We start from the raw sequence: 4,513 nt of genomic DNA on the forward strand, positions 1-4,513 counted from the left end.
CTGATTTTAATTATGGAAGATAAAAGGGATGTAACAAACGAACCGGAGAAATTTCATATAGGTATCTGCATGGCCGGAGCAGTATCTGCCGGTGCTTATACTGCCGGAGTTATGGATTATTTACTGGAAGCACTGGAGGCTTATGAAAAAGTCAGAGGACAGCCCGGAATACCAAAACACAAGATTGAAATACCGGTTATGGGTGGTGCTTCGGCCGGAGGAATGACTGCTATGCTGACAGCTGCTGCTATAAAGCAGCAAATGCATGCTATTGATAAACCCAATGCAGATCTGCTGGCAGAACATAAAGATCATATTTTATATCATTCGTGGGTAGATCTCACTGGCAGGGATATGTTTGGAGAAATGCTTAAAACAGACGATATTGAAGGGATTGTTGTATCAGCATTGAATTGCGGATTTATCGACAGGGTAGCAGAAAGAGTATTAAAACCTAAAGATCCGGAAACAATTTCCTGGAAACCGTTGCCTTCTTTTTTTTCGTCAAAACTGAAATTATTTACTACACTGAGTAATGTAGGTGGTTTTACTTATAATGTGAATTTTAATGCGCAAGGCTCAAAACGGCCCTATTATATGCAGGTTCATCAGGATTATGCTTGTTTTGAATTGACAGCTGATGGGCAGGCAGGAGCCGGTACCCCTGGCTGGATGCCACTTGATATTAAAACAGGAATTAATGCGCAAACAGCAATAGATGCAGCAATGGCTACCGGTGCTTTTCCGATAGCTTTCAGAGCCAGAAAGGTTACCCGGCCTAATGACATCGTAAATAATAATCCGCTTTTTGATAAAAAAATGCTTGAGGCGATTCAGATCACTGCTAATCCTTATCAGTCTTTAAATATTGATGGGGGGATGATTAATAATGAGCCTTTTGATAAAGTTAGAGAGGTGCTGAGTGAAGCGTGCGGTCAAGCTGATCCGGCTTTATACAATAATTATAATACTTTTAATTCTACGGTGCTGATGATAGCGCCTTTTCCCGGAAGCAAACCTGTTGATATAAAATTGATTGACAGGTTGATGCATGTGATGGGCTTGACTTTGTCGGCCATGATCAGTCAGATGCGGTCAAAGGCGGCTCAGGTTGTAGATGCAATGAATGAAAGCTGTGCAGGACAATATCTTATAGATCCTTCAAGAGAGTTCAGAAAGGCTGACGGTACAAAAGTTCCTATTCAGGGGGAGCGTGCTATTGCCTGTGGAGCACTGGGTGGATTTAGTGGCTTTCTCAATAAAGAGTTCAGAGTACACGATTATTTTCTGGGCAGACATAACTGTAAAATATTTCTGCGGGATTATTTTACTATTCCCGATAGTGCTAAAAACGAGAATCCGATTTTCAAAGCTGGCTATGAGGGGATTGATTCTGCTAAATATCGTTCTCAGGTAGATCATAACTGGCAGATTATTCCGATAGTAGGTGAGGTGGACTATACCTTTCCTCAGCTGACTTTCAGTTCTGGCAGTAACTGGCCTGTATTGAACTGGTCGGCAATCAGTGAATTCAATGGCGCTTTGAAAAAAAGAATACAGGCTATTATTCTTAATCTGGTAAAATACAAGCCAGTCCATAAATTCCTGTTATGGATAGGAACGCGGATTCTACTGAGAGGAATGATTGCCAGAGCAGTTCTTGGGGCAATCAAAGATGAACTGAACCGCTGGCAATTATTGAAGTAATCAGTCCTGTACTTATAAATGCAGGTCAACTATAACCGCGGGGTCATTATAATAAAGATCATCATTAAATAATATCCGGTCATAACCACTGCCAACAAATCTGACACGAGTATAATCTGCGTTATTATCTGTCCATAATGATACAGTGATTAATGGAAGGGTATGATTATATGGGATTGATCTGAATCCGCTCACGCGATAATTCTGGAGATCAAATCCGCTTTTAATAGTGATAATGCAATTATCACAGGAAACTTCAAAGTTATAATCAGAATAGGGGCCGTCAGTCGTTTTAACGCAGGAACTAAATAAAATACAGACTAATAAAAGGGGTAGCAGCTTAATCATTATGGGGATTTTGGAGGCGAAGATAATTATTTAAGCCGGATTCCACCATAGATGAGGCTGTCCCTGGAATGATTGAATCATCCCCAGGGTTTAAGCAGAAAGCATGGTATAGCTATTGGATTTTATTTGATTAAGAACAGAATAAAACTCCCAAAACGATGAATGCCCATACTCCAATGTAGAAAAAGCCTAAAAGGGCTGGTATTGTATTATCTTTCATATCCTTTTTATTAGACAGCAAACATAAAAATATTTATAGATTATTTTGTAATTATGTTCAAATAATCAGATCCGATCTGTAAAAACACTTCATAGCTTTATTCTGAAAAGATGGCATATAATTTCTTGCTTGAGATTTTAAAAACAACACTTCAAAAAAATAAGATAGAAAAGCTTGCTTCAATCGCATCTGAAGAAGCATTCTCTGTACAAGAGTTAATCAATTTAACTTTTCATCAGGATGAACAGATAGGGTTCAGAGCTGCATGGATATTGGAAAACATATATACTTTATATCCCGAAAGATTTCTGCCGGCTGCGGAATGTTTTCTGATCAGATTTCCACAGCAGAATAACTTGTCTGCACGCCGGCATTACAGTAAAATACTGGCGTTGATGACCGGTAGGAGAGCATCCCCGGAGCTTAAAAAAGCTTTAGCCGATTATGATACTGCGATATTAGTTGAGGTTGTTTTTAGCTGGCTGATAGATACAAAAGTTCCGGTAGCCGTAAAATCTCATTGCTTAAATATATTAGCTAACCTGACTGAGCGGCACAGCTGGATTAAGGAAGAGCTTATTCAGACTATGGGTTTTCTGGTTGATAAACAGAGCATTGCATTTTATGCTAAAGTAAAGCAGATTAGAAAACAGTTACGTATATTCAGTATATGAAAATGAATTATCCAGGTATATTATTTTTTCTTGCAGTAGTATCAGTGGCAGGCTGCGATACTGCGATAAATAAAAATAATCATATTAACGATAAAACTAAACAAAAGATAGTCAGTGATACTACTCCAAGAGTTACTGGTATAGGTGGGATCTTCTTTGGCTCAAAGAATCCGAAAGAGGCAAGACAATGGTATGGGAAAAATTTAGGATTGGCCATTGATGAATATGGTTCTCCTTTCGAGTTTAGAAATGCGAATGAACCTGAAAAAATCAATTACCTGAGGTGGAGTCCGTCAAAAGCAGGGACTGGTTTTTTTGCACCTTCAGAGAAAGAATTTATGATCAACTACAGGGTTCTGTATTTAGAGAGGCTGGTGAAAAAGCTGAAAGAAAACAAAGTAACTATTTTAGATAAAATAGAAACTTATGAATACGGTAAATTTGTACATATTATGGACCCGGAGGGCAACAAAATTGAACTTTGGGAGCCGGTTGATAGTGTTTTAACCAGGTTGGGTGGTCAGACAACCAAATAGAATTACCTGTTATGTCCTTAGACTGAGAACTGACCCTCTCAGTATCCCATTATTATCTCTTCCAGACAGAATATTCTCAGATGTACCGTAAAATCACGGAATGCTGAATTTGCGTGATGTGGGTATAGCTTACAGAATTTGCAAATTGTAAATGATAGAATTATTAACTATTGTTAATTATTTCGTCAAAATCCATTTTAGACATCATAAACCAATAATTTAATATTAACCACGATAATATGTCGATTCACGTAATAAAAAAATGATTTTAGTTTTAAAAAATTATACTTGTAGATTACTACAGTGTTTTTATGGGAAAACTATTACTTCTTGTGGATTTGTTTATGATATTCATTACTTCATGTGTCAGCTTATGTTACATAGCGTGTGCGAAAGATCAGTTTATAGCTGATGTTAAAATTGAAGCTATACCCATTCAGGAAGCCAGAGCCTGGATTTGGGAATACAAAACCAGCCTGAATTCCTATTGTTGTTGTACAATTCTAAAACTGATTAATCCTCAACTTAAAGCATATCAGTTGATTGGTTAGCTGTTCTTCAGAACCTTCGGGTCAATTCTCTGAAAAAATAAAATTATTCTCATCCTGTTTCGTGAAGCTCTCCTGAGCAAATAAAATAAAAATAATGACCTCTCTTCTTCAAAGTTTAAGCTGCATAATTTCCTGGATTTTTAACAATAAGTTCATATTATTTAATATTAATATTAACCAATAGTTGTTAATTAATTAATGTAAGCTATTTACTTTGGGGCAATCTATTAAAACATTAGTGATAATTTAAGCATACTATGAAAACAAGAATTACAATTGAAGAACTGGATTTACCTCCGGCATTTGCTAAAGATGAATTAAACGCAACCCTACCTGCTATTACGGATGGTTTATGCATATCTGAACAGCAATTTTGTCTATGACCCAACCCTAAATATCGCTCTCCTGTATTTGAATAATTCTAACATGGGGGGGATTAATTTCCTTTACAGATTTACCAAATATTAAAAAATAAAT

General features: G+C 37.0%; 4 protein-coding genes. 3 read left to right on the top strand and 1 reads right to left on the bottom strand.

What is annotated here, in order from left to right; translation table 11 throughout:
- The first annotated feature begins 12 nt into the window (after positions 1–12).
- The gene (locus tag PL_RS25565) at positions 13–1,707 is read left to right on the top strand and encodes a patatin-like phospholipase family protein (RefSeq protein WP_348620673.1); all 1,695 of its coding nucleotides are present in this window, start codon (positions 13–15) and stop codon (positions 1,705–1,707) included.
- Positions 1,708–1,719: 12 nt separating this feature from the next.
- On the opposite strand, the gene PL_RS25570 is transcribed toward PL_RS25565, so the two are convergent.
- Positions 1,720–2,055: a hypothetical protein gene (locus PL_RS25570; RefSeq protein WP_041880564.1), complete on the bottom strand. Its 336-nt coding sequence runs from the start codon at positions 2,053–2,055 to the stop codon at positions 1,720–1,722.
- A 330-nt stretch (positions 2,056–2,385) separates the two neighbouring features.
- On the opposite strand from PL_RS25570, the gene PL_RS25575 reads away from it, so the two are divergent.
- On the top strand, positions 2,386–2,949 hold the full coding sequence (locus PL_RS25575) for a hypothetical protein (RefSeq protein ID WP_052496183.1): 564 nt from the start codon (positions 2,386–2,388) through the stop codon (positions 2,947–2,949).
- A complete protein-coding gene (locus PL_RS25580) occupies positions 2,946–3,485 on the top strand; it encodes a VOC family protein (RefSeq protein WP_235324493.1) in 540 nt (179 codons plus the stop codon). Before PL_RS25575 ends, PL_RS25580 begins: the two co-directional genes overlap by 4 nt.
- Positions 3,486–4,513 lie beyond the last annotated feature (1,028 nt).

The sequence above is a fragment of the Pedobacter lusitanus genome (assembly GCF_040026395.1).
Taxonomy (GTDB): domain Bacteria; phylum Bacteroidota; class Bacteroidia; order Sphingobacteriales; family Sphingobacteriaceae; genus Pedobacter; species Pedobacter lusitanus.

Coding starts and splice junctions, on each gene's coding strand:
- PL_RS25575 (WP_052496183.1), top strand. CDS start 2,386: ATGGCATATAATTTCTTGCTTGAGATTTTAAAAACAACACTTCAAAAA.
- PL_RS25565 (WP_348620673.1), top strand. CDS start 13: ATGGAAGATAAAAGGGATGTAACAAACGAACCGGAGAAATTTCATATA.
- PL_RS25570 (WP_041880564.1), bottom strand. CDS start 2,055: ATGATTAAGCTGCTACCCCTTTTATTAGTCTGTATTTTATTTAGTTCC.
- PL_RS25580 (WP_235324493.1), top strand. CDS start 2,946: ATGAAAATGAATTATCCAGGTATATTATTTTTTCTTGCAGTAGTATCA.